The 22724-nt window shown below is 63.5% G+C and carries 19 protein-coding genes; 6 read left to right on the top strand and 13 right to left on the bottom strand.

Annotated elements, in window-relative coordinates:
• Positions 1-18: 18 nt before the first annotated feature.
• The 4 genes from FJV43_RS30750 to FJV43_RS30735 are packed head-to-tail and all read left to right on the top strand — an operon-like array spanning position 19 to position 6315.
• Positions 19-1191, top strand: coding sequence for an efflux RND transporter periplasmic adaptor subunit (locus tag FJV43_RS30750; RefSeq protein ID WP_239622764.1), 1173 nt, complete (start codon positions 19-21; stop codon positions 1189-1191).
• Positions 1188-4331, top strand: coding sequence for an efflux RND transporter permease subunit (locus FJV43_RS30745; RefSeq protein WP_239622763.1), 3144 nt, complete (start codon positions 1188-1190; stop codon positions 4329-4331). The genes FJV43_RS30750 and FJV43_RS30745 overlap by 4 nt, the downstream gene beginning before the upstream one ends.
• The gene (locus FJV43_RS30740; RefSeq protein WP_239622762.1) at positions 4318-4776 is read left to right on the top strand and encodes a thioesterase family protein; all 459 of its coding nucleotides are present in this window, start codon (positions 4318-4320) and stop codon (positions 4774-4776) included. The genes FJV43_RS30745 and FJV43_RS30740 overlap by 14 nt, the downstream gene beginning before the upstream one ends.
• Positions 4777-4833: 57 nt before the next feature.
• Positions 4834-6315: an ATP-binding protein gene (locus FJV43_RS30735; protein ID WP_239622761.1), complete on the top strand. Its 1482-nt coding sequence runs from the start codon at positions 4834-4836 to the stop codon at positions 6313-6315.
• A 23-nt stretch (positions 6316-6338) separates the two neighbouring features.
• Here FJV43_RS30735 and FJV43_RS30730 read toward each other — a convergent pair whose 3' ends face one another.
• On the bottom strand, positions 6339-8627 hold the full coding sequence (locus FJV43_RS30730; RefSeq protein ID WP_239622760.1) for an FdhF/YdeP family oxidoreductase: 2289 nt from the start codon (positions 8625-8627) through the stop codon (positions 6339-6341).
• Between the two features lie 250 nt (positions 8628-8877).
• Between FJV43_RS30730 and FJV43_RS30725 the strand changes: the two genes are divergently transcribed.
• Positions 8878-10125 carry an oxalate decarboxylase family bicupin gene (locus FJV43_RS30725; RefSeq protein WP_239622759.1) on the top strand — a complete coding sequence of 416 codons (1248 nt, stop codon included), beginning with the start codon at positions 8878-8880 and terminating at the stop codon, positions 10123-10125.
• 101 nt (positions 10126-10226) lie between these two features.
• Here FJV43_RS30725 and cydB read toward each other — a convergent pair whose 3' ends face one another.
• From cydB to FJV43_RS30665, 12 genes are all read right to left on the bottom strand, one after another.
• Positions 10227-11213 carry a cytochrome d ubiquinol oxidase subunit II gene (gene cydB / locus FJV43_RS30720; protein ID WP_239622758.1) on the bottom strand — a complete coding sequence of 329 codons (987 nt, stop codon included), beginning with the start codon at positions 11211-11213 and terminating at the stop codon, positions 10227-10229.
• Between the two features lie 2 nt (positions 11214-11215).
• A complete protein-coding gene (locus tag FJV43_RS30715; protein ID WP_239622757.1) occupies positions 11216-12616 on the bottom strand; it encodes a cytochrome ubiquinol oxidase subunit I in 1401 nt (466 codons plus the stop codon).
• Between the two features lie 18 nt (positions 12617-12634).
• Positions 12635-14173: a malate dehydrogenase (quinone) gene (gene mqo, locus FJV43_RS30710; RefSeq protein ID WP_239622756.1), complete on the bottom strand. Its 1539-nt coding sequence runs from the start codon at positions 14171-14173 to the stop codon at positions 12635-12637.
• A gap of 51 nt (positions 14174-14224) precedes the next feature.
• Complete coding sequence (locus FJV43_RS30705; protein ID WP_239622755.1) at positions 14225-14629, bottom strand: hypothetical protein; 405 nt, start codon at positions 14627-14629, stop codon at positions 14225-14227.
• 13 nt (positions 14630-14642) lie between these two features.
• Positions 14643-16079 carry a class II fumarate hydratase gene (gene fumC / locus FJV43_RS30700; RefSeq protein WP_239622754.1) on the bottom strand — a complete coding sequence of 479 codons (1437 nt, stop codon included), beginning with the start codon at positions 16077-16079 and terminating at the stop codon, positions 14643-14645.
• Positions 16080-16224: 145 nt separating this feature from the next.
• Complete coding sequence (locus tag FJV43_RS30695; RefSeq protein WP_239622753.1) at positions 16225-16905, bottom strand: YoaK family protein; 681 nt, start codon at positions 16903-16905, stop codon at positions 16225-16227.
• Between the two features lie 16 nt (positions 16906-16921).
• Positions 16922-17758, bottom strand: a complete 837-nt coding sequence (gene fdhD / locus FJV43_RS30690) for a formate dehydrogenase accessory sulfurtransferase FdhD (protein ID WP_239622752.1) — start codon at positions 17756-17758, stop codon at positions 16922-16924.
• A 3-nt stretch (positions 17759-17761) separates the two neighbouring features.
• The gene (locus FJV43_RS30685) at positions 17762-18361 is read right to left on the bottom strand and encodes an HdeD family acid-resistance protein (RefSeq protein ID WP_239622751.1); all 600 of its coding nucleotides are present in this window, start codon (positions 18359-18361) and stop codon (positions 17762-17764) included.
• A 183-nt stretch (positions 18362-18544) separates the two neighbouring features.
• Positions 18545-19171: a histidine kinase dimerization/phosphoacceptor domain -containing protein gene (locus FJV43_RS30680; protein ID WP_239622750.1), complete on the bottom strand. Its 627-nt coding sequence runs from the start codon at positions 19169-19171 to the stop codon at positions 18545-18547.
• Positions 19172-19206: 35 nt separating this feature from the next.
• Positions 19207-19707: a DNA starvation/stationary phase protection protein gene (locus tag FJV43_RS30675; protein WP_239629686.1), complete on the bottom strand. Its 501-nt coding sequence runs from the start codon at positions 19705-19707 to the stop codon at positions 19207-19209.
• Between the two features lie 110 nt (positions 19708-19817).
• Positions 19818-20381, bottom strand: coding sequence for a cytochrome b/b6 domain-containing protein (locus tag FJV43_RS30670; protein WP_239622749.1), 564 nt, complete (start codon positions 20379-20381; stop codon positions 19818-19820).
• Positions 20378-21430 (bottom strand): catalase family peroxidase, encoded by a 1053-nt coding sequence (locus FJV43_RS30665; RefSeq protein ID WP_239629684.1) that lies wholly within the window; start codon positions 21428-21430, stop codon positions 20378-20380. The genes FJV43_RS30670 and FJV43_RS30665 overlap by 4 nt, the downstream gene beginning before the upstream one ends.
• 420 nt (positions 21431-21850) lie before the next feature.
• Between FJV43_RS30665 and FJV43_RS30660 the strand changes: the two genes are divergently transcribed.
• Positions 21851-22093 (top strand): hypothetical protein, encoded by a 243-nt coding sequence (locus tag FJV43_RS30660; protein WP_239622748.1) that lies wholly within the window; start codon positions 21851-21853, stop codon positions 22091-22093.
• Positions 22094-22724 lie beyond the last annotated feature (631 nt).

Here is a 22724-nt window from a genome sequence, read left to right as displayed (position 1 = left end):
TCGAGAAGGACCATCACCGTGAAACGGAACCTCACCCTTGCACTGGTTGCTCTGGCCGCGATCCTGATCGGCGCAGGCCTCTGGTTCTACGGCAGCGACCACAGGCCGGCCGTGGCGGCCGCGCCGGTGCCCGCTGCCGTGCCGGTCGTCGCAGCCACCGTCACCGGCAAGGACGTTCCGATCTACCTGCGCGGCATCGGCACCGTGATCGCCTACAACACCGACGTCGTGCGCAGCCAGATTCAGGGGCAGATCGTCAAGATCGCCTTCACCGAGGGACAGACCGTCAAGGCCGGCGACCTGCTCGCCCAGATTGATCCGCGTCCCTACGAGGCGCAGATCGAGCAGCTGACGGCCAACCGCGACAGGGACCAGGCGCAACTCGTGAACGCCGAGGCCAATCTCGCACGCTACAATCAGCTCGGCGACAAGGGCTACGCGACCCCGCAACTGATCGAGACGCAGACGGCGCAGGTGGCGCAGCTCAAGGCCGCCGTGAAGGCCGACCAGGCGCTGATCGATCAGGCCAACGTCCAGCTCAGCTACACGCGCCTGACGTCGGCCATTCCCGGCATCACGGGCGTTCGCCAGATCGATGTCGGCAACGTGATCCATCCGACCGACCCCAATGGTCTCGTCGTCGTCACCCAGATCGAACCGATCTCGCTGCTGTTCACTCTGCCGCAGACCGACCTGCCCGCAATCCAGGAGCACGCTGCAAAGGGATCGTTGAAGGTCATTGCCTACAGCCAGGACAACAAGATGAAGCTCGACGAAGGCACGCTGCTGCTGGTCAACAACGAGATCGCAGGGACGACCGGCACCGTCCAGCTCAAGGCGGTGTTCCCGAATCGTGAGCACCGGCTGTGGCCGGGCCAGCTTGTGAACGCGCGTCTGTTGCTCGAAATTCGGAAAGACGCGCTCACCGTCGCGGGCTCGGCCGTGCAGCAGGGACCGAACGGCAGCTATGTCTATGTCTTGACCGGCGGCCAGACGGCGACCTTGCGCCCTGTTCACGTCGCACAGATCAGTGATGGCCAGGCACTGATCGACCAGGGGCTGAAGTCAGGCGACGTGGTCGTGGTCGACGGCCAGTATCGGCTGACGGAAGGCAGCCGCGTCCGGGAACTGCATGGCAAAGCTGCGCAAGAAGCCGACTTGCAGAGCGCCGTGCAGGAAGCGATCCCATGAACCTCTCGGCGCCCTTCATCCTGCGGCCGATCGCAACCGCCCTGCTGATGGCCGGCTTGCTGCTGTGCGGCCTCGCGGCCTATCCGCTGCTGCCGGTCGGCGCGCTGCCGAACGTCAATTACCCGACGATCCAGATCTCGGCGCAACTGCCCGGCGCCGATCCGGGCACCATTGCTTCGTCGCTCGCCACACCGCTCGAACAGCAGCTCAGCCAGATCCCCGGCATCACCCAGCTCACCTCGTCCAGTGCGCTCGGCGTGGCCCAGCTCACGGTGCAGTTCGAGCTGTCGCGGACGGTGGACAGCGCAGCGGTGGATGTGCTGGCCGCGATCAATGCCGCCAGCCCCTTCCTGCCGCCGAACATCCCCTATCCGCCGACGATCAGAAAGGTGAATCCGGCGGAGACGCCGATCATGCTGATCGCGCTGACGTCGAATTCGCTGCCGCTGACCACGGTCGATGCCTATGCGGAAAATATCCTGCTGCCGAAGATTTCGCAGGTGCCGGGCGTGGGCCTCGTTGGCATCGGCGGCCAGCAGAAGCCGGCGATCCGTGTTCGAGTCAATCCGCAGGCGCTTGCCGCCCGCGGCATCGGCCTCGAAGACGTCCGCAACGTCATCGCCGGCGCCAATGTCGACCTGCCCAAGGGCACGCTCAACAGCCCGCGCGTCACCTACACGCTGAACACCAACGATCAGCTGCTGAAACCCTCTGCTTACGAAGACCTCATCATCGCCTATCGCAACGGCTCGCCGGTGCGACTCCGCGACGTCGGCACGGCGATCGAGGCCCCCGAGAACGATCTTCTGGCTGGCTGGTACGGCAAGGAGCCGGCCGTCATCCTCGCCGTTCAACGCGTTCCCGGCGCCAACGTGATCGAGACCGTCGACCGGATCAAGAAACTGCTGCCGCAGCTGCAGGCTTCCGTTCCGCCGGCGATCAAGGTGACGATCGCCGCAGATCGAACCGCGACCATTCGCGCCGCGGTTTCCGACGTCCAGTTCACGCTGCTGCTGACGGTCGCCCTGGTGGTGATGGTCATTTTCCTGTTTCTGCGGAATTTCTGGGCCACCGTCATTCCGGCGATCACTGTTCCCCTGGCGCTGATCGGGACGTTTGCGGTGCTCTATGTGCTCGGCTACAGCCTCGACAACCTCTCGCTGATGGCACTGTCGATCGCCGTCGGCTTCGTGGTCGATGATGCGGTCGTGGTCATCGAGAATATCGTGCGCCATCTCGAACAGGGCATGACGCCGCAGGAGGCCGCACTCAAGGGCTCCGCCGAGATCGGCTTCACGATCGTCTCCATCACGCTGTCGCTGATCGCGGTGTTCATCCCGCTCTTCCTGATGGGCGGCTATGTCGGCAAGCTGTTCCAGGAATTCGCCGTCACCATCACCGCCGCGCTGCTGCTGTCGCTGGTCATCTCGCTCACCCTGACGCCCATGATGTGCGCGCGCCTTCTGAAGGACGATTCGCGAAGGAAGCACGGCCGGATCTATCTCCTGTTCGAACGCGGCTTCGATGCCTTGCTTGCGCTCTATGCGCGGGGCTTGCGCGTGGTGCTGCGGCATCGCTTCGCGACGCTGCTCGTCATGCTCTCGACCATCGCACTGACCGGCTACCTCTACGTGATCATCCCGAAGGGCTTCTTCCCGCAACAGGACACCGGACAGATCGTCGGCATCACCGAGGCTGCCCAGGACATCTCCTTCCCCGCGATGTCGGAACGACAGCAGGCGATCGTGGACATCCTCTCAAAGGATCCCGCGATCCAGTCGGTGGCGAGCTATATCGGTCCGGGCGGTCCGACCGCGACGCTCAACCAGGGGCGCATCTTCATCGTGCTGAAGCCGAAGCCGGAGCGCAAGGCGAGCGCCGACCAGGTGATCAACCGGCTGCGCCCGCGATTATCCCACATCCAGGGCATCACGCTCTACATGCAGGCGGCGCAGGACATCACGATCGGCGCACGCTTGTCGAAGACACAATATCAATACACCCTGACGGATGCCGATTCCAACGAGCTGACCCACTGGTCGGCGATCTTCCTGGAGAAGCTCCGCGCGCTCGACGTCATCAGCGACGTCGCGAGCGACCAGGCCAATGCCGGCCCACGGCTGGAGGTTACCGTCAATCGCGAGGTCGCCTCGAGCTTCGGCATCCTGCCCACGACGATCGACAATGCGCTTGACGACGCCTTCGGCCAGCGCATCGTCTCCACCATGTTCACCTCGCTGAACCAGTACCACGTCGTGATGGAAGTCGATCCGCGCTTCCAGTACGGGCCCGAGGCGCTCAAGGACATCTACCTGAACTCGGCCAGCGGCCAGCAGGTCCCGCTCAGCACGCTGGTCCATGCCGTCATCAAGCCTGCGCCCATCCTGATCAACCACCAGAGCCTGTTTCCCTCGGTGACGATCTCGTTCAACCTGCGGCCGGGCGTCGCGCTGGGCGATGCGGTGACGGCGATCCAGAAGATCGAGAAGGATACGGGAAAGCCCGCCTCGCTGTCGACCTCGTTCCAGGGCAACGCCCAGGCCTTCCAGTCCTCCCTGTCCGGCACACCGCTGTTGATCGGGGCCGCGTTGATCGTGATCTACATCATTCTCGGCGTGCTCTATGAGAGCCTGATCCATCCGATCACGATCCTGTCGACGCTGCCTTCGGCGGGTATCGGCGCGCTGCTGCTGCTGCTGGCTGTCCACATGGACCTCAGCGTCATCGCCATCATCGGCATCATCCTGCTGATCGGCATCGTCAAGAAGAACGGCATCATGCTGGTCGATTTCGCGCTCGAGGTGGAGCGGCGGCAGGGGCTGAGTCCGGAGGAGGCGATCTACCAGGCCTGCACGCTTCGCTTCCGCCCGATCCTGATGACGACCATGGCTGCGCTGCTCGGTGGCGTGCCACTGATGATCGGCTCCGGCACCGGCGCGGAGCTGCGCCAGCCGCTCGGCTACACGATCGTCGGCGGCCTGATGCTGTCGCAGATCCTGACGCTCTACACCACGCCCGTCGTCTATCTCTATCTCGATCGGCTCGGCAACTGGTTCACCGGACGCAAGCCGCAGGCCGCCAAGACATCCACCCCATCCACGACCGAGGCACAGACGGAATTGAGCCATGAATCCGCTTGAGAAAGTGACGACCGGCATGACCGCCGAAAAACTGCTGACCGTCACGCCCGAGATGACGGTCGGCCACGTGGTGCCGGGCATGCCAGCCGTCTACGGCACACCGATGATGATCCTGCACATGGAAATGGCCGCCGGATCGGCGGTTCAGCCGTTCCTTCCCGCAGGTCATGTCAGCGTCGGGATGATGGTCAATATCCGCCATCTGGCCGCGACGCCGGTCGGCCGCACGGTGCGAGCGACGGCACGGGTCGTCGCGATCGACGCCAGAAGCGTCCTGTTCGAGGTCGAGGCCTGGGAGGGCGACCGCAAGATCGGCGACGGCACCCACCGCCGTGGCGTCGTCAATGTCGCCGAGTTCGAGCAGCGATTCGGCGTCACGAGGCCAACCGCCGAGATGGCCCAGGATCGCATCCAGCAAGCCCGATCGCAGTTTCGTGCGTTTTGACAAGACGCCTGCGAAAACGCAAAAGACCTCCCGTCGGCGGCGCGCTAGACCTTCCGCATGATGCTCGAACGCCTGGATGGCTCAACCCCGGTACAGCCCCAGCGATGGTGGCGGCGTTTGCTGCCGATCCAGACAATACAGGATCGGATTCTGCTGTGGGCTTGGGGTAGCCTTGTTCTGACCCTGCTGTCCTTCGCCTGTTCACTGCTTGGAGACAATTTCACGGCGATCGCTTTCGCTGCTTTCCTAGCCGCTTCGCTGACGCTCGTCGGCGCGATCATGGATATCACGGCCCTGAAGAAGACCAATGCCGAGCTGGAGCGGAGCGAGCAGCGCTACCGCCAGCTGTTCGGCCGCATGCCGATCGCATTCCAGCAGCTCGACGCCAGCAGACTTGTCGCGCTGTTTCGAAGATTGCGTGCCGATGGCGTCAAAGACCTCGGCGCCTATTTCGACAGCCATCCCGAATTCCTCCGCACCTGCATGGATGCGCTCTCGTTCCAGGAGGCCAACGAACGAGCCGTCCAGATGTTCGGGCGAGGCGTCGAAGGATTTGTCGGACCTTCCATGGCGGATACCTGGAGGGAACGGCCCGATACGTTCCGCCGCGCGATGGAGTCCCGCTATCGCGGCGAGACGAATTTCGAGGAAGAGACCAAGATGGTCACGTGGGACGGTCGAATCGTCGACGTTCTCTTCACGACCGCGCGCGTCGGCCCTATCAATGATCTCGAAATAAGCCTGGTCGGCACGATCGATATCTCACAGCGTCTTCGCGCCCAGCAGAAGCTCCAGCAGGTACAGGCCGAGTTCGCACATGCCGCGCGGGTCTCGATGCTCGGCGAGCTCACCGCATCGATCGCCCACGAAGTCAATCAGCCCCTCGCAGCCATCGCCACCAATGGCGCCGCCGGACTGCGATGGCTGAATAGGCCCACTCCCGACATCATCGAGATCCGCAAGACCATCGAAAACATCGTCGTAGATGCGCAACGGGCGGCGAACATCGTGGCGCGCGTTCGCGGAATGGCTTCCCGGAGGCCCCCGGAACGGGCATCCCTGTCATTTGATGACATCATTCACGAAGCGCTTCTCTTCCTCCGACACGAACTCGAATCCCGCGCAGTGACGATCGTGCACCGGCCCGACCCGAGCGCGCCGCAGGTGCTCGGTGATCGCACCCAACTCCAGCAGGTGATCGTCAATCTGGCCATCAACGCGGTGCAGGCGATGACCCAGGCCGGATATGACGATCGCCGGATCGTCATCAGCACGGTCACGCCGGACCCGTCGACACTGTGCTGCTCTGTTGAGGACAACGGGCCTGGCATCGATGCCGAACATGTCGGTCGGCTCTTCGACAGCTTCTTTACGACCAAAGAGACCGGGATGGGCATGGGACTGTCCATCTGCCGGTCGATCGTCGAAGCGCATGGAGGCCGGATCGGCGCGGAAGGCAATGGCGCGCATGGCGGAGCCCGTTTCTGGTTCACGCTGCCGGTCTCCGTCCGGGTGGATGCGCCGTGCTGCGATGCGTGACCGCCACGCGCCCGGCGCTGGCTCTATTCCCCGGCCGCCACCGAGCGCACAAGGCGAATCGGAACGCCCTTGTATGACGGCGTGAAGCTGAGGGGATCCCGGGCATAGAGCGGGACCAGCGGATTGGTTTCCGGATAGTATGCGGCGCAGCAGCCGGTCGGGAACGAATAGGCCACGACGCGGAAGTTGCGCACGATCCGCTCGGCGCCATCGGTCGATACGGTTATCAGGTCGACGCGGTCGCCGTCGACCAGTCCCCGCTTCTTCAGCTCATACTCGTTGAGGAAGACCACGTCGCGCTGGCCGAACACACCGCGGTAGCGGTCGGACATCGAGTAGAGCGTGGTGTTGTACTGATCGTGGCTGCGTATGGTGGTGAGCCAGAGAAAATCGGCATCGCTCTGCGGGTCTTCGCCGCACCCCGGAAACACCAGGAAGTTCGCCTTGCCCGACGGCGTCGCCCATATCCGCTCGCGCGCCGTCGAGGTGAGGTGGAAGCCGCCGGGAACACGAATACGGGCATTGTAGCCCTGGAAGATCGGGAACACCGCCTCGATCGCATCGCGGATCCTGTCGTAGTCGGCAACGAAGCCGTCCCAGTCGACCACGGTGCGCTCGCCCAGCGTCGCCTTGGCGACGCCGGCAATGATCGCAACCTCGCTGCGCAGATGCTCCGACGCAGGCTTGTTGCGGCCGCCGGACGCATGCACCATCGACATCGAGTCCTCCACCGTGATCGACTGCGGCCCCGACGCCTGGACATCGATCTCAGTGCGTCCGAGGCATGGCAGGATCAGGGCCGCTCGGCCATGAATCATGTGGCTGCGATTGAGCTTGGTCGAGACGTGGACGGTGAGATCGAGCTTGCCGAGTGCCGCCTGCGTCGCCTGCCAATCCGGAATGGCCGCGGCGAAATTGCCGCCCATCGCGAAGAAGGCCTTCACCTCGCCGCGGATCATCGCCTCCAGCGCGGTCACCACGTTGTGCCCCGGCGCGGCCGGCGGCTTGAAGCCGAAGCGTTGCTCCAGGCGCTCGAGGAAGTCTGCCTTGGGAACCTCGGTGATCCCCACGGTGCGATCGCCCTGCACGTTGGAATGACCTCGAACCGGGCAGACGCCGGCGCCTTCTCGCCCGACATTGCCGCGCAGCAGCGCAAGATTGGCGATCTGCTGCACGTTGTGCGCGCCGCGCCAGTGCTGGGTGATGCCCATGCCGTAGACGATGATGGCACGCTCGGCCTTCATGTACGCGCCGGCAGCATATTCCATGTCCTCGCGCGTCAGGCCGGACTGACGTTCGATGTCGGGCCATTGCGTGCTCTTGAGATCGTCGATCAGGGCTTCGACGCCGACGGTGTGGCCGCGAATAAAGTCCCAGTCCAGGATCTCCGGCTGCTCGGCGGCGCGGGCGGCCTCGTCCGCCTCGACCAGGATCTTCATGATCCCCTTGAGGGTAGCGACGTCGCCGCCGACCCGAACCTGGAAGAGCTTCGAGCTGATCGTCGTCGCGCTCAGCGTGATCATCTCGACAGGGCTCTGCGGCGCCTGAAAGCGCTCCAGCGCACGTTCGCGGAACGGATTGAACGAGATGATCGATGCGCCCCGACGCGCCGCATTGCGCAGGCTGGTCATCATCCGCGGGCTGTTGGTGCCCGGATTCTGGCCGAAAATGAAGATGCAATCGGCCTTGTCGAAGTCCTCCAGCAGCACGGTGCCCTTGCCGACCCCGAGCGAGTACGGCAGGCCGACGCTGGTCGCCTCATGGCACATGTTCGAGCAGTCGGGGAAATTGTTGGTACCGTATTCGCGCACGAAGAGCTGATAGAGGAAAGCTGCTTCGTTCGAGGTCCGCCCGGAAGTGTAGAACTCCGCCATGTTCGGATTCGGCAGTGCCCTGAGCTCCCGTCCGATCATGTCGAACGCATCGCTCCATTCCAACGGGAGATAGCGGTCGGATGCGGCATCATAGGCCATCGGATGCGTGAGCCGCCCGACCATTTCGAGATCATAGTCGTTCCAGCTTGCGAGCTCGGTGACGGTATGCTCCGCGAAGAATTCTGGCGTGCAGCGCTTTGACGTTGCCTCCCAGGCGATCGCCTTGCCGCCGTTCTCGCAGAATTCGAACGACGAAGTGTGCTTCGGATCGGGCCATGCGCAGCCGGGACAATCAAACCCCTGCGGCTGATTCATCCGGCTCAGCGTCGCCGCGCCCTTCAGCGGCACCCGCTGCAGCAGAAGCGCCTCGCTGAGCGCCTTGAGTGCGCCCCAGCCGCCGGCAGGTTCACGGTAGGGACGAACCGATTTCTTGGTCATCTCGATGTCTCTCGATCTTGCGCTTCTCCGGGTCAGTTAAGGATCCTGCGGGCAGAGACGTCTTTTCAAAACGAAGCCGAATTTCTCAATTTGCACACGGCCGAGCCCGGCCGGCTTGCCGCAACAGCCCGTGCATTCCGGCAAGAAGAGCGCCGTTCGCGGAAGCTGAAGCGGCAATGGGCAACTAGGCTGGGCGGTTGGAGCCCCGTCGAAACAGAGGGCTTTGGACAATCCTCAGGAGCGACCCAACATGTTCTCACGACGTGATTTGCTGGCTATGTCCGCGGCAGGCGCCGCCATGGTCGGCACAAGTGCGCAGGCCGCAAGCTTCGGCAATCCGGATGAGCCACCGCAAGGGGCCGTAAACGCCAGGAGTCCTGGCAGCCTGACAGATCCCGGTCCGCAGAATCCCGCGCTGGCCAGGCAATTCCCATCGGCGCAGACCCCGCCCGCGACCGACGTGGGCGGTCAGCCGATGGATTGGGCCTCGTTCAACAATGCGCCGAGGCGCATCCAGAATGGCGGCTGGGCCCGTCAGGTCACCGTCGCGGATTTCGCCATCTCCAAGGAGATCTCCGGCGTCAACATGCGGCTGTCCGCCGGCGGCATCCGCGAGCTGCATTGGCATCAGGCCGCCGAATGGGCGATCATGACCTACGGCACCTGCCGCATCACGGTGCTCGACACCCAGGGACGCCCCTATGTCGCCGACGTCAAAGCAGGCGATCTCTGGTATTTTCCATCGGGCGCGCCCCATTCGCTGCAGGGATTGGGTCCCGATGGCTGCGAATTCGTGATCTGCTTCGATGACGGCCATGCCAATGAGTTCAACACGCTGCTGGTGACTGATTGGCTCGCCCATACCCCGCCCGAGGTCCTGGCGAAGAATTTCGGCGTCCCGGCCGAGGCCTTCGCGAAGATCCCGCTGCACAATCTCTGGATCTTCCAGGGGACGGTGCCCGGCGATCTCGCAGCCGATCGCGCTGCAGTCGCCAGGCACGCCGAAGCGCCGCCCTACCCCTTCGTCCACACGCTCGGCGGCTCGACCCCGGTCAAGGAGAGCTCTGCCGGAAGCATCCGCGTTGCCGACAGCAGCAACTTCAAGGTGTCCACCACCATCGCCGCGGCGCTGGTGACGATGCCGCCAGGAGCGGTCCGGGAAATGCATTGGCACCCGAACGCCGATGAGTGGCAGTACTACATCAAGGGCAAGGCGCGGATGACGGTGTTCGACACCGGTCCGAACGCGCTGACGACGGATTTCGCGGCCGGCGACATCGGCTATGTCCGGCGCAACCTGGGCCACTATGTCGAGAATGTCGGCGACACCGAACTGCAGTTCGTCGGCGTGTTCCGTGCGCCGCGCTACGAGGAGGTCTCGCTCACCAACTGGCTGACGCACACGCCGCCCAAGCTCGTCGCCCAGCATTTCAACATCGACGAGAAGCTGATCGCGCAATGGCCGGACAACAGTCCCGGCATCATGCCCAAGTCCTGAATGAAGCCGCTCAACGAGAGCCCTTCAACGAGAAAGGCGCCGGAAACGGCGCCTTTCTTCTTGTCCGCTGCAATTCGCGGCACGTTCGAGCCATGCCGCCGTCAGTAGTGATCGACTGCCGGGGCAGACTTGCCGCGGAAGACGCGGTAGCCGACCGCGACATAGAGCAGCATCAGCGGAAAGACGAACAGGCCGGCGCCCCAGAACATGAACGCGAGACTTGCATGAGGCGCCGCGGCCTCGTCGATCGTCAGGACGAACGGGATCATATAGGGCCAGAAAGACAGGGCGAGCGTGCCGAACGCCGCCGCGAAGATCAGCGCGACCATGTGAAATGGCCAGTAATCGTCGTGACGCAGGACACTCGTGGCGAGCACGGCAGCGGCACCGGCCCCGACGAGCGGAAACAGGAACAGATAGGGCCGGTCGGTCCAGCGCTGCAGGATCGGCAGATGTTCGGCAAGCGCATAGGCGAACACGACGATCAGGAACATCAGCACGCCGATCGCCAGCGGCGGGATCTGGCGCCGCGCGGCGTCCCGAACGAGACCATCGCACTTCCGCACCAGCCAGCAGGCGCCGAGCAGCGAATATCCGAAGCAGAGCCCGATCCCGCACAGGGTAGAAAAGACGGTCAGCCAGCCGAACATCCCGCCGACGTAGTGGCCGTTGGAGAACTGAAGTCCTTCCACGAGGGCGCCCACCATCGCGCCCTGCATGAAGCTGGCAGCGAACGAGCCCGCGACGAAGCTGACGTCCCAAATCCAGCGCGAACGGAGCGCCTTGCTGCGAAACTCGAACGCCACGCCGCGCAGGATCAATCCGAGCAGCATCACGATAACCGGGATATAGAACGCTGACATCACCGTGGCATAGGCCAGCGGAAACGCGCCCCACATGATCACGCCGGTGACGACCAGCCAGGTCTCGTTGCCATCCCAGACCGGAGCAACCGTGTGCAGCATCGTCTCCCGCTTCGCCTCGCTGCGTGCGAGGCTGCACAGCATCCCAACCCCGAGGTCGAAGCCGTCCAGAAGGAGATAGATCAGGATGCTGATGGCAAGAAGCGCAACCCAGAACGTCACCATGGCTATTCTCCCGCCTCGACGATTGTCGGCATTTTGTCGGCAAGCGACATCGGCCGGTTGGGCACGGGAACGTCCAGCGGCTTGCCGCCGAGTCCCGCCGGTCCGGCGCGCAAGAGCCGATAGATGTAATAGGTTCCGAACGAGAAGATGAAGGCATAGACCGCGACGAAGAGGATCAGCGAAGCCGTGGCGGCCGACGCGGTCAGGAACGGCGTCGCGGCATCTGCCGTGCGTAGCACGCCATAGACCGTCCATGGCTGGCGGCCGACTTCCGCGGTGTACCAGCCCGTGAGGATGGCGATCCAGGGCAATGGAAAGCTGAGGAAGATGCCCCACAGCAGCAAGCGGCTGCGCTCGAGCCGATGCTTGAGCCCTAGCCAGGTCCCGAGCCAGGCAAGCCCCAGCATCACGAAGCCGCAGCCGACCATGATGCGAAAGGCAAAGAACGGGATTGCCACCGGCGGGCGGTCCTGCGGCGCGAAGCTGCTCAGGCCGACCTCCTTCGAGCTCAGGCTCATGCTTGCGATGATGCTGCCGAGCACCGGGATCGAGACGGCATATCTGTTCGATTCGGTGCTCGAATCCGGGATCGCGATCAGCACCTCCGAAGCCGGTTGCTCGTCATGCCAGCGCGCTTCAATCGCGGCGAACTTGGCCGGCTGGTAATCGTGAACGTAGTCGCCGACGAGATGCCCGATGAACAGCTGGACCGGAAGCAGCACGGCCGCGAGCGCGAGGCCCATGCGCAACATCACATGCGCCTCGGGCCGATAGGTCCGCCGCAGCACGTACCACGCGCCGGTCGCCGCCACGCAGAACGCGCCCGTCAGATAAGAGGCGAGCAGCATGTGCGGAAATCTGACCCAGACCACCCGGTTGAAAATGATCTGCGCCCAATCGTCAGGCACGAACTGGCCGTTTTGCAGGACATAGCCGGTCGGCACCTGCATCCAGCTGTTGTTGACCATGATCCAGAACGCCGACAGCGTGGTTCCGAGCGCGACCATCGCGGTCGAGAACAGATAGAACCAGGGCGGCACCCGAGGCCGACCGAAGATGAGGATACCGAAGAAACCCGCCTCCAGCATGAAGGCGGTGAACGTCTCGTAAGCCAGCAGCGGGCCCTGGATCGGCCCCGACATCTTGGAGAGCACGCTCCAGTTCGTTCCGAACTGGAACGCCATCACGACGCCCGATACGACGCCCATGCCGAAGGCGACACCGAAGATCTTGAGCCAGAACTCGAACAGCGTCCGGTACACTGGCCTGCCACTGTACTGGTGCATCGCTTCGAGCACGGTCAGCCAGGCGGCGAGCCCGATCGTGAACGCCGGGAAGATAATGTGGAACGAGATGGTGAAGGCAAACTGCAGCCGGGACAGGAGAAGCGCCGTCGGATCCATGGGAAGCCCCTTCTTTTCTCACGCTCGCTTCACGGGCGCCGGTGCGCATGCGGCCGGCTGCGGAATGTTTTCGACCTTGAGGACCTCCGCCGTTGCCGCGCGGATCTTGCGGCAGAAATCCGCGTCCTCGATCAGTGACACGCCATAGGACGGGATGATCTGCCTCAGCTTCGGCAGCCAAGCGCTTGCCGTCAGCTCACCGGCGAAACACTTCTCCAGCACGCTGATGGCGATGAACGCCGCAGTGGAGGCACCTGGCGAAGCGCCGAGCAGCGCAACCAGCGAATGATCGTCCGCGCCGACGAGTTCGGTTCCGAATTCAAGGAATCCGCCACGTTTGACGTCGGGCTTGATGATCTGGACGCGCTGGCCCGCGACCTGCAACCTCCAGTCCTTCGGATCGGCCATCGGGAAATATTCGTCGAGTGCCGCCAGACGGTGGCTCTCGGACTGCAGCACCTGCCCGATCAGATACTCGGTGAGATCGAAATTGTCGCGTGCCACCGAAAGTAGCGGTTTGACGTTCGCGGGACGGATGGACTCGAAGAGGTCGAGCAGAGAGCCGTGCTTGAGGAACTTGCTCGAGAAGCCGGCATAGGGCCCAAATAGTAACGACCGCTGACCGCCGATCACGCGCGTGTCGAGATGCGGCACCGACATCGGCGGTGAGCCGACGGCGGCCTTGCCGTAGACCTTGGCGTGGTGACGTCGGTTGATCTCCGCATCGTCGCAGCGCAGCCAGATCCCGCTGACCGGGAAACCGCCATAGCCGCGTCCCTCCGGAATTCCGGACTTCTCGAGCAGAGGCAAAGCACCGCCACCGGCGCCGATAAAGACGAACTTCGCGAGGACAGACCGGATGTCGCCGCTGTCGGTATCGCGCGCCTCGATACGCCAGCGGCCGTCCTGCCCGCGAACGAGATCGGTGACGAAGCTCTTGTAGTGCGTGGTGCAGCCCGGCTGGCCGACGAGATGACGGACCAAAAGATGAGTCAGCGCCCCGTAATCGACGTCGGTCCCCGTGATGATACGCGTGGCCGCCACGGGATCACCGCCGGTGCGGCCCTCGATCACCAATGGCGCCCACTCGGCGATCTTCGTCGGATCCTCGCTGTATTCCATGCCCTCGTAACAGTGATGGGCGGCCATCGCCTTAAACCGCTTCCTGAGAAAGGCGACGTTGTCGGCACCGTGCACGAAGCTCATATGCGGCACGGGATGAATGAAGGATCGCGGATCGGCGATCGCGCCACGCCCAACGAGATAGGACCACAACTGCCGCGACAGGTCGAACTCGACATTGACCTGGAGCGCCTTCGAGATATCGACGCTGCCGTCTTGCCTCTCCGGCGTGTAGTTCATCTCGCAATTGGCGGCATGCCCGGTGCCCGCGTTGTTCCACGCATCCGAACTTTCGAGCGCACAATCCTCAAGGGCCTCGAGCATCTGGATCGTGAGGGAGGGCTCCAACTCCTTGAGAAGGACCCCAAGGGTCGCGCTCATGATGCCTGCGCCAATGAGGACGACGTCGCATTCGTGGTCGGAAGTTCCTTGCATGGCGCCTCTCTTCGTTCAGTTGGAGTTCGATGCTGTGCTCTGGATGGCCGATCAGGCCCGCGCCGGCTGCGGCGCCTTGGCGCGGAACGGCACTTCTGCTCCCGGCCGCAGCACCACGTAGGCGCGGCGCCAGGACGAATCGTCCGTCAACTTCCAGCTGTGGCCCGATCCTGCGGTGTCTTCGGCCAGCAGGACATTGCCAGGATGAATGAGGAAGTGATGGCCGTCACGCGTCTGGAAATCGAGCGTTCCACTCAACGTGATCACGAGTTGGCGGACCGGCGCGGTGTGCCAGGAGAAGGCGCCGCCCGACTCAGTCTCCTGGAAGGAGACGCTGACGGCATCGACCTTGCCGCTCAGGAAGTCGCCGCGCTGGCCGGGCTCCAGCTCGATGAAACCCTCCTCGAAATGCGAATTGGCGTCCTGTCCAGTCCACAGACGTACACAGCGGATCATTGCTTCTCTCCCTTCAACCAGCCTTCTCACCAATCGCAGACGACGCCTTGATCTCGGCAACATAGGGTCTGACCATCTTCACGGGATCCACGATACAGTCGAATTCCGTCTCGGTGACGAAGCCGAGTTTCAACGCCGCCGATTTCAGCGTGAGATCGTTCTCCATTGCGTAGTGCGCGATCCGCGACGCCCTGTCGTAGCCGATCACTGGCGCCAGTGCGGTCACCAGCATCAAGGATCTCTCGACATATTCCTGGATCTTCTTGCGATTCGGCTGGGTGCCTTCGACCAGGAACGTGCGGAAGTTCGTGCAGCCATCGGCAAGGATCGTGACGGATTGCGCGATATTATGGATGATCAACGGCTTGTAGACATTCATTTCGAGGTAGCCGCCGGCGCCACCGAAGCCGACAGCGACGTCGTTCGCCATCACCTGCACCGCGATCATCGTCAGCGCTTCCGCCTGTGTCGGGTTGACCTTTCCCGGCATGATCGACGAGCCGGGCTCATTCACGGGGATCAGCAATTCGGCAAAGCCCGCGCGCGGTCCGCAGGACATCAGGCGGATGTCGTTCGCGATCTTGTAGAGCGAGCCGGCCAGCGTGCGCAGCGTGCCGGATAGCTGCACCAGCGCATCGTGCGCGCCCTGCACGGCGAATTTGTTGGGAGCGCTGACGAACGGCAGGCCGGTCAACCGCGCGATCTCGGCAGCGACCGCCTCCGCGAAACCCGGGCCAGCGTTGATCCCGGTGCCAACGGCCGTGCCCCCGAGCGCGAGCCGGAAGACGCCCTTGAGCGCGTCGTCGATGCGTGCAAGATCGTCCGCGAGCATGCCGGCGTAACCGGACCACTCCTGCCCGAGTGTCAGCGGGGTTGCATCCTGCATGTGGGTGCGGCCGATCTTGACGACGTCGTCCCACTTGGCCGCTTTTTCCGCGATTGCGGCGTGCAGCGCCTCGACTGCCGGCACGAGTCGCTGGGTGACGCTTGTCGCCGCGGCGATATGCATGGCCGAAGGGAAGCTGTCGTTCGACGATTGCGACATGTTGACGTGATCATTCGGATGAACGGGATCCTTGCTGCCGAGCGGCGTGCCCGCGAGCTGGCAGCACCGGTTCGAGATCACCTCGTTTACATTCATGTTGAACTGCGTTCCGCTGCCGGTCATCCAGACATGGAGCGGAAACATGTCGCCGTGCTGGCCGGCGAGGATCTCGTCGCAGACCTGGACGATTAGCTCGTGACGCTTGTCATCGAGGCGGCCGCCGGCGCAGTTCGTTGTCGCAGCCGCTTTCTTCAGGATCGCGTAGGACTGGATCATCTCGCGCGGCATGAGGTCTCTGCCGATGCTGAAATGTTCGAGCGAACGTTGCGTCTGCGCGCCCCAGAGCTTGTCCGCGGGAACGGACACTTCACCGAGGCTGTCTGTCTCTTTGCGGAGGTCGTTCATCCCTGGCTCTCGTGGCGGTTGATCTCGGAAGGCGCCATCCCGACGCGTGCTGGAAATGATACGTTGCGCCCGGCAAGCCTGCTTTCGCGAACGAACGCCCCTTTGCCGAATGGCATGGCGTGGCGGTGCACCGGGAAAGAACCGCTCAACCGGGATCGCGGCGGATCCGGCTCTGCAAGCAGAGCAGCAGCACGGACCCCGACGATACGATCGGCGCCGAAAGACTGGCCGCCCCGAGCCACGTCGTCGCATAGCCGCCGATGGCCGCGCCGCAAAGGAATGTCAGGCAGAGCACGAGCATGGCCACGCCACCACGCAAGGCGTCGCGATCGGAGGTCGACACGAATTGATCGATAGCGCGCAACATGTTGCCGGTCACGGTGACGGAGAGATAGCTCCAGCGATCGACGCGCCTGAAGCTGGCCGACTGCAGCGCGATGCCGAAGGAGATCATGAGGATGGCGATCGGATCTGGGATCCGATGCAGCAACAACATCGCTGCCGCGAGGCAGACGATATGCGCAACGAGACAGCGCAGCGGCGCCTGCATGCGGATTGCGACCCAGGCGCCAAGAAGGAAGCCGACGATCGGCAGCAGATGGTGCGCCGCTTGCTGCCATCGCCCGGACAGGGCATCGATGCCAAGGAAGACGACATTGCCGGTCTGCGAGCTCGCAAACACACCACCGAGCGAGAGCCAGGTGAAGGCATCGAGAAAGCCGCCCGAAACAGTCAGCAGAGCCGCAACGAAGAGCGATCGTTCCGGAGCATAGGCGACGGCGCGGGGCTCGGCCGCGGCGTCCGGAGATACGGCTTGCATCGCCATGCCGGTCGGCCCAGTGTCAGGCCTCCGCGCGCGGAGCAGCCTCGTCAGGCAGCAAAACGCGTCGCGGGTGTGTGAACACGCCGTATCCGTCATCGCGGGCAATCGCCACGAGCGTGATGCCCGCTTCCTTCGCAGTCTGGATGGCGAGCGCGGTCGGAGCGGATACAGCCACGACGACCGGCACGCCCATCATCGCCGCCTTCTGCACCATCTCGACCGAGACGCGGCTCGTCAGGAGCACGGCGCCCTCGCCGGCCGAACCGCCGTCGCGGAGGACCGCACCCGCGAGCTTGTCGAGGGCATTGTGCCGCCCAACGTCTTCCCTGACCGGACCGATGCCGCTGCGCGGCGTCCAGAAGGCCGCCGCATGAACGGATCGCGTGTGCTGATTCAATGTCTGGAGCGGAGACAGGGCCTGCATCGCGTCCAGCAGATCCCGTGCGCGAAAGACAATGTTATGATCTTTCACCCGCGAGGGCGCACGTCGCGCCTGTTCAAGGCTTTCGATACCGCATAGCCCACACCCAACCGGACCGCTGATGGCGCGGCGGCGGGCCGCCAGGGACGCCGAGCAGTCGCCATCGAGCCACATCCGCACCTCGACGCCCAGCTCGTTCGGAATCAGATCGATGCTCCTGATTTCGTCTCTTCGTCCCACGATGGCTTCGGTGAGGCTGAAGCCGATACCGAAATCCTCCAGGTCGGCGGGCGTTCCCATCATCACGGCATGGGTCGAGCCGTTATAGGTGAGCGCGATGGCCGTCTCCTCGGCGATCAGCCGAGAGGTCGACCGCGTCTGACCGCCGCGCCAGGCAATCTCCGAGTGCCGCGTGAAAGTCGATCCCGTCATCATGGCTCACACCGTCGCCGGCTGGGCCGAGTGGCGGGACGCCCGGCTTCTGAGCGCCAGCCCGAATGCAATGAAACCCCAGCCCTGGAAGATCAGGTCGACCACCAGCATCGCACCGAGCAGCCACAGGCCGATCGCGGGCCAAGCCGCCACCAGCATCACGCCGACGCAGAACGTCAAAACACCGGCGGCGACGATCCAGCGCCAACCCGCAGCCGGTCGCATGTGAACACCTGCCCACATCCGCATCACACCGGCGACGACGAGGAAGGCACACACCGCGAGAGACAGCGTGAACGAGGCCAGGACCGGATCATAGAGGATGATGATCCCGGCCGCGCCGTAGACAATGCCCGCGAGCAACCAGAACAGGAATCCCCGCATAGCGCGCACCGAAAAAGCATGCACAATCTGGAAGACGCCAGCGACAGCCATGGTGGCGCCAATGACCAGCACGGAGGCGAGACTGGCGGCCATCAGGTTTGCGGACGCAATGCCACCGAGGACCAATTCGCCTGCGCCCAGAGCAACGAACCAGCCCCATTTTCCGCCGATCGCGTGGATGGCTCTTCCAAGCGACGCCTTCGAATTCGACATGTCCGTCATGGCTTGACCCTTGCACGTATGACCGCTCTCCCGGTCATGAATGGTAGCAAGGGTACAAGCGGGCCCACGCCCCATCTTTCGCAAAAACGGCGATATTGTTGATCTGCACGATGCGGAGCGTTGGCGCGGTGAGCTTGCGGGGCACGAACGGGAAGTTTCCCGTCGTCGCGCGTCGAGACCGCGCTAGGCCCGACGCGGGATCTCGACGACGGTCCTGGTCCCGTCGGGTCCGAAGCGGATATCCATCGTTCCATTCAGACGCGCAGCGAGGATATCGACGATGGAACGGTCGAGCCCGGGCCGGCCTTCGGCAGTTATCCTATTGTCGATGATACAGCACGTGACCGAATTTGCGGTTCCCCAGACTTCGAGCCGGATGGCGCCGGCCCCATCGAGGGAGAGGTGACGCGCCGAGGCGGTGATCAGTTCGAAGACGATCATGCCCAGCAACCAGCAACGCTCGGAGCTTACCTTGAGCGGCTGGAGCAGGAGCGAAAGCGCGATGCCCTCATGCTCAAGCCGTGAGCGGCTGATCGACCTGCACAGTTGCCGGAGATAGGAGGCCAGATCAATGGTCGTGGCGAACTGGGGCATCTGCAATGCGTGGTGGAGGCACACATGGCTTTCCAGTCGATCCTGCACGGAAGCGAGTATCGCTCTCGCCTCCGTGCCTTCGCAGCGACCGGCAGCCTCCGACAGCAACTCGATCACGGACACGAGCTCGCCCTCGATCTGATGGGCCAGCTCCCGCAGCAACATGCGCTCCGCATTGGTGCCGCTATCCGGCGATAGCTCCGAGAGACTGCTCATCCTTCACCCGCCTCCCGGCCGAACGACTTGCCTTCTTACGAATTCGCGCCGCTCCGCCCGGTCTCGTACAGGAACCAGATCCGCCGCTCCGTCTCGTCGATCCAGTTCTCCAGCAAGCTTGCGGTGGCGACATCGCCATATTCGTCGCAGAGCTCGTGGACCCGGCGCATTTCCCGTGTCAGCTGCTGATTGTCGCTGCGCAGCTCGGCCAGCATATCCTGCGGATCGACATAATCCGCGTCGTTGTCGAGAATGCGCTGCTCGCGGGCGATGTGACCGATCGATCGCAGCGTGGTGCCGCCGATCTTGCGCGCGCGCTCGGCGATATCGTCGGTCATGGCGAAGATCTGTTCGGCCTGCTCATCGAGCATGAGATGATAGTCGCGGAAGTGACTGCCAGATACGTGCCAATGGAAGTTCTTCGTCTTCAGGTACAGCGCGAAAACGTCGGCGAGCAGCGCTCTCAGCGCGGCAGGAATGTCCCGGTTCGCATTGGCTCCCAGATCGGTCGGGCTTTGCAGGTCTGCTTTGGTCATGGTTGGCATCCTTGTTGGAAAGTGGACAATTTCTAGCTTGAGGGCGGGCAGCCGGTCTTTCCGTGCCGAAACATCGTTCTCGGATTGCACGCCTACAGGCGCGCGGTGACTCATTCGGTGGGCTTCATCCGCTGCCGCTGCGGCAGAGGCGAGATCGTCGCGAACACGCCATCGCGACGGATCAGGGCGTGGAACAGCGCTGCTGCCAGGTGCAGCAACACGAGGGCGAAGAACGCGAGGCCCAGATAGACGTGGGCATTCCAAAGCAGCGTGTGTGCGTGGTCGCTCTGCGGCAGCAACGCCGGAAGCCGAATCCCGCCATACAGGACGACCGGATAGGCCGCAGCCCAGAGCATGCCGAGACCAAGCAAGGGCATGACGATCATGAAGCCATAGAGCAGCAGATGCGACAATCGCGCTCCCAGCTTCATCGTCGCCGGAAGGTCGGCCGGCAATGGCGGTGCGCCGAAATGAAGCCGCAGCGCCAGCCTGACCAGGACGAGCACGAGGAGTGCAACGCCGAGCGTCTTGTGGATCAGGATGAGCGGCAGATATTTCTGAGCCACGGTGGACACCATGCCTACACCAATGAAGAGCATGGCGATGATGCAGATCGCCATCAGCCAATGCAGCAGCCGCTGGATCGGGGCGAAGCGTTGCGGGACATTGGTCATGGCTTGGCAACCTCGGTTCTCGGATAGTCGCTGGCTTCGGCTGCGCGAAGATCGTAGGATTTGCGGTAGACGGACGAGCGCGCCGCCGGGAAGGGATCGTCCGACACCCGGACGCCCTGCGGCAGCACGGTCGGATCGAAGTTGATGTCGCGGCACGGCCCATCGCGCTCGGGTTCAATTCGCTGCACGACCAGCGTTCCGACCTGGACCTTGCGCCGGTTCTGCGGCCAGGCTTTGCTCGGATCAGCGGTCGGATCGCCCGGCTCGGCCACAGTGGTGACCATGGTCCACCGTTGCGGCGCCGACTGCACCCGGTTCGTGATCTCCTGCTCGAGGAAATCCGGGCCGCGTTTCTCAAGCTCCGCCTGGGCGATGGAAGCAGGCTCTGCCGTGGGCACCAGCGACCACCGCACGGTGTGCTCATCGCCCTTCGCGTTCGTGAAGACGAAGCTGTCGAGACTGTTATACGATTCCTCCGCGTAGCTTCCGGTCCAGGGCGCCGCCTTGGCCCAGGCTGCGAAAGCGGCGAACTCCGGATTTGCGCTGATGAACGTCTTCATCGCCTCCGGATCCTTCTTGCCGGCCGCAACCAGCAGATCGTGAAACGCGTCAGGCGTGGACACCGCAAAGAATGGCGGGTTGATCATCGCCATTCGCCACTCCTCTCCGTCCGCCGCCGATATCTGGAGCCCCATGCCGCGCACGCGCACGGTCGCGTCCACCGCGTTCGGATCGGCCGTACCGAGATTGAAACGGCCCAGAACCGGATAGCGGCCCTGCACGAACACCTTGGCGCGGGACAGCTCGACACCATTTCCGTTCGCTTCGAACATGCCGGTGAAGCAGATTCCCTTGGCATGATTCCGCCGGTGCCCCAGCGGTGGGCCGCTCGGAGGCGTCAACGCTGCAATCATGCGATCCGGCGTAAGACGCCCCGGCGTGAGCCATCCCGCGGTATACGCAAAGGCGGCGGCGCTGCCGCCGACCACGGCGGCAATCAGAACGAGCCATCCAAGGCTCGAACGCTCTACTCTACCTGGCTGATTCATCAAGTCCTCTCACAACGCGGCGGCCGCCCGGCGCTCGAAAGCGCGCAGCTCTCCGCTCAATCACACGAAGCTAACTTAGCGGACCGTCGCTATTCCGATCTTCCCAAACGCACCGTCAATTTCGTGAAGGCACGGCGGGCCCGTCCGATAAGATCACCACCGATATCGCACGCGAAGCGGCTTCGGGCCTTCCCGGCATCACCCTCCCGACGTCGGGTCGCCGCGCTGTCGCGTGCAATCCACGCCGGCAAGTACCTCGCGATAGCCATCGTCTTCTCGCAACAGTGATGCACAATCACGGGCTTTGCGAACAAAGCGACTTATATATCTCGGCATAGAATACAATTCCGGAAACGCCGTCAGCCGAGCAGCGATCCTCGCCAAGCGACTCTCCGCACGAGAACGCAATGGAGACTCGCTATGAATGCACTCAAAATCCTGATCGCCTCGGTGCTGATCTCAACTGCGACAGTGTCGTCGGCCTCCGCCGCCTGGTCCTTCGCCGACCAGGAGCCCGCAACCTTTGCCTCGATGTATCCCGACCGCGACGTGCTGAATGGCGGCGCGTTGACCCCGGCAGGACGAATGGGGCTCGAGCGCCCCGGTGGCGCGGCTCCCGTGTTTGGCGCGGTTCAGGTTCGCAACCACCACTGGCGCCGATGACAAGCCGAACGAGCAATCAAATACAGCTACCAGATTCAGATGACCATCGTTCACGCCTCGAACGGAGTACGCCCGCGCGATGCGGCGTACCCCGCGGCGTGGATGTGCATGCATCCCTTCGTGCAATGACGAAAATGATCGTTCAATTGATACTGCCGATCCGGTGCACGCATGCACATGTCTGATGCGCGAGCCGAGGCGTTCCCGGCGTCGCTTTGTCAAGGAGATGTACAATGACTACACTGAAACTGTTCTCGGCCGGGTTGATCGCTGCGGCCATGGTTGCTTCCCCGGCGATGGCGCGTGAAGGTAATACGAACGCGCGGCGGACGAATGTCGATGCCTACGCGTCGGCTCAACGTGTTCCGGTTACCTCCAAGCGCGGTTGCACGCGGGCTCCGGACGTCGGCGCCTATGCATCTGCCCCGTGGCGTCGCCCGCCCTGCGAGCCCAAGTCCGGCTATTGAGCGCACCGGCCGGACAACGCTGCCTCGGCAGAACGCAATTGCGCGTGCCGAACTGAAGCGGATCGTTGCGCGTCTCGGGGCCTTTTGGCTTACGCGGAAAAGAGGAATGACAGCTCCTCATGCTGTCATTCCTCCAATTTGATCGACAACTCTCGAGTCGTCCG

The sequence above is a fragment of the Bradyrhizobium sp. I71 genome (assembly GCF_022354745.1).
Lineage (GTDB): Bacteria > Pseudomonadota > Alphaproteobacteria > Rhizobiales > Xanthobacteraceae > Bradyrhizobium > Bradyrhizobium liaoningense.
The sequence above is the reverse complement of the archived record's forward strand: the minus strand, read 5'-3'. Positions and strand labels throughout refer to the sequence as shown.

Excerpts from the sequence above, each read along its gene's own strand:
- FJV43_RS30680 (WP_239622750.1), bottom strand. The coding sequence starts at position 19,171 with ATGAGCAGTCTCTCGGAGCTATCGCCGGATAGCGGCACCAATGCGGAG.
- FJV43_RS30745 (WP_239622763.1), top strand. The coding sequence starts at position 1,188 with ATGAACCTCTCGGCGCCCTTCATCCTGCGGCCGATCGCAACCGCCCTG.
- FJV43_RS30660 (WP_239622748.1), top strand. The coding sequence starts at position 21,851 with ATGAATGCACTCAAAATCCTGATCGCCTCGGTGCTGATCTCAACTGCG.
- FJV43_RS30735 (WP_239622761.1), top strand. The coding sequence starts at position 4,834 with ATGATGCTCGAACGCCTGGATGGCTCAACCCCGGTACAGCCCCAGCGA.
- cydB (WP_239622758.1), bottom strand. The coding sequence starts at position 11,213 with ATGGTGACGTTCTGGGTTGCGCTTCTTGCCATCAGCATCCTGATCTAT.
- FJV43_RS30670 (WP_239622749.1), bottom strand. The coding sequence starts at position 20,381 with ATGACCAATGTCCCGCAACGCTTCGCCCCGATCCAGCGGCTGCTGCAT.
- FJV43_RS30725 (WP_239622759.1), top strand. The coding sequence starts at position 8,878 with ATGTTCTCACGACGTGATTTGCTGGCTATGTCCGCGGCAGGCGCCGCC.
- fumC (WP_239622754.1), bottom strand. The coding sequence starts at position 16,079 with ATGAACGACCTCCGCAAAGAGACAGACAGCCTCGGTGAAGTGTCCGTT.
- FJV43_RS30715 (WP_239622757.1), bottom strand. The coding sequence starts at position 12,616 with ATGGATCCGACGGCGCTTCTCCTGTCCCGGCTGCAGTTTGCCTTCACC.
- FJV43_RS30695 (WP_239622753.1), bottom strand. The coding sequence starts at position 16,905 with ATGGCGATGCAAGCCGTATCTCCGGACGCCGCGGCCGAGCCCCGCGCC.
- FJV43_RS30730 (WP_239622760.1), bottom strand. The coding sequence starts at position 8,627 with ATGACCAAGAAATCGGTTCGTCCCTACCGTGAACCTGCCGGCGGCTGG.
- FJV43_RS30740 (WP_239622762.1), top strand. The coding sequence starts at position 4,318 with ATGAATCCGCTTGAGAAAGTGACGACCGGCATGACCGCCGAAAAACTG.
- mqo (WP_239622756.1), bottom strand. The coding sequence starts at position 14,173 with ATGCAAGGAACTTCCGACCACGAATGCGACGTCGTCCTCATTGGCGCA.
- fdhD (WP_239622752.1), bottom strand. The coding sequence starts at position 17,758 with ATGATGACGGGATCGACTTTCACGCGGCACTCGGAGATTGCCTGGCGC.
- FJV43_RS30675 (WP_239629686.1), bottom strand. The coding sequence starts at position 19,707 with ATGACCAAAGCAGACCTGCAAAGCCCGACCGATCTGGGAGCCAATGCG.
- FJV43_RS30705 (WP_239622755.1), bottom strand. The coding sequence starts at position 14,629 with ATGATCCGCTGTGTACGTCTGTGGACTGGACAGGACGCCAATTCGCAT.
- FJV43_RS30685 (WP_239622751.1), bottom strand. The coding sequence starts at position 18,361 with ATGACGGACATGTCGAATTCGAAGGCGTCGCTTGGAAGAGCCATCCAC.
- FJV43_RS30665 (WP_239629684.1), bottom strand. The coding sequence starts at position 21,430 with ATGAATCAGCCAGGTAGAGTAGAGCGTTCGAGCCTTGGATGGCTCGTT.